Source organism: Borreliella yangtzensis, assembly GCF_014201775.1.
GTDB classification, from domain to species: Bacteria; Spirochaetota; Spirochaetia; order Borreliales; family Borreliaceae; genus Borreliella; species Borreliella yangtzensis.
Genome location: NZ_JACHFG010000075.1, coordinates 1 through 1,071, shown reverse-complemented (window position 1 = coordinate 1,071; position 1,071 = coordinate 1). Strand labels below are relative to the sequence as shown.

At 23.5% G+C, this 1,071-nt stretch carries 3 protein-coding genes; 1 reads left to right on the top strand and 2 read right to left on the bottom strand.

Features of this window, described 5'->3' with window-relative positions:
- Positions 1-259 (bottom strand): complement regulator-acquiring protein (locus HNP68_RS06940; RefSeq protein WP_183221756.1); only part of this gene is annotated, 259 nt, incomplete at its 3' end.
- 137 nt (positions 260-396) lie between these two features.
- Positions 397-516, bottom strand: coding sequence for a complement regulator-acquiring protein (locus HNP68_RS07575; RefSeq protein WP_420703304.1), 120 nt, complete (start codon positions 514-516; stop codon positions 397-399).
- Between the two features lie 300 nt (positions 517-816).
- Here HNP68_RS07575 and HNP68_RS07790 point away from each other — a divergent pair.
- Positions 817-1,071, top strand: a 255-nt coding sequence (locus HNP68_RS07790; protein WP_183221758.1) for a complement regulator-acquiring protein, incomplete at its 3' end; no start/stop codon positions are given.

Genomic DNA, 1,071 nt, shown 5'->3' with positions numbered 1-1,071 from the left:
AGGCTTCTTTAATTGTTTCTAATTTTGAATTTATAGTTTCTATAGAGTCTTGATTTGAAGATTCGATATCCCGATTATTTTGATCTGAAGGTTCGAGATTTTGATATTTGTTTTCAAGACTTTGATTGGTTTCTATATGATTGGTGTGGCTTTTTGGGTTAATGTCGGTTTTAGCAATAGGTGAGCACGAGATGCAAATTAAAGTTAACATTATTATAATAATATTAAACCTAGTTATATTAAACTTATTTGTTTTCAAAATATTCTCCTTATTAATTTATAATCATCATCTATTAAGTATATTTCAAAATAATAATATAACCATATTGTTTTATATATTAAATAATATTAATTTTATTTTGTAATATTAAATACTTTGATATATACACTGCTTAATTAATAGTGTATGTGGTCACAATAGGATTTTAACAGTGGTGTTTCAATGTTGTTTAAAATTTGTAAGCTATTATTTGGGTTGAATTTATGTTTGTATCTCTTTTTTTGATTATGCTCAATTAAAATGGTTAGTATTCTTATTATTTTTAGATAACACGTTTGATAAAAAAAATAATAACAAATTCAAAATTTTTAGATTCTATAATACCTATTAGCAAGATCAATCCCAAAACAAACAGTAACTCTACCCGAAAAAATACAGCATAACATCGAATAGAGCATCGTCAAAATCTTGAAAATTAATATCAAAATTCCAAGTTTTTAAATCAAAATTATCAATAATTTAGCTACAATCTAAAAATTAGAAAAAATTGCTAAAGATCTGATCTGAAAGTCCAACATGTTCAATAAGATATATAAATAGCTGAAATAATTGTTGTTCAACACGATTTTTTAGATATTTTCAACATCAATTCCAAATATCAGATTAGTAGTGGGGAAAAAACACTAATGAATAGAATAATTTACTTGTCTCTAAATTACGAAATACAAAAAATAAAAATATTAAAAGAAATGCTTAAAAAACTTAATAAAAATCCTCTGAAAAAATTTTCAACTCAAAGTTTTCTTCATCAAATGGTGCTAGATATTCAATTTCAACTAGACAAACATTTA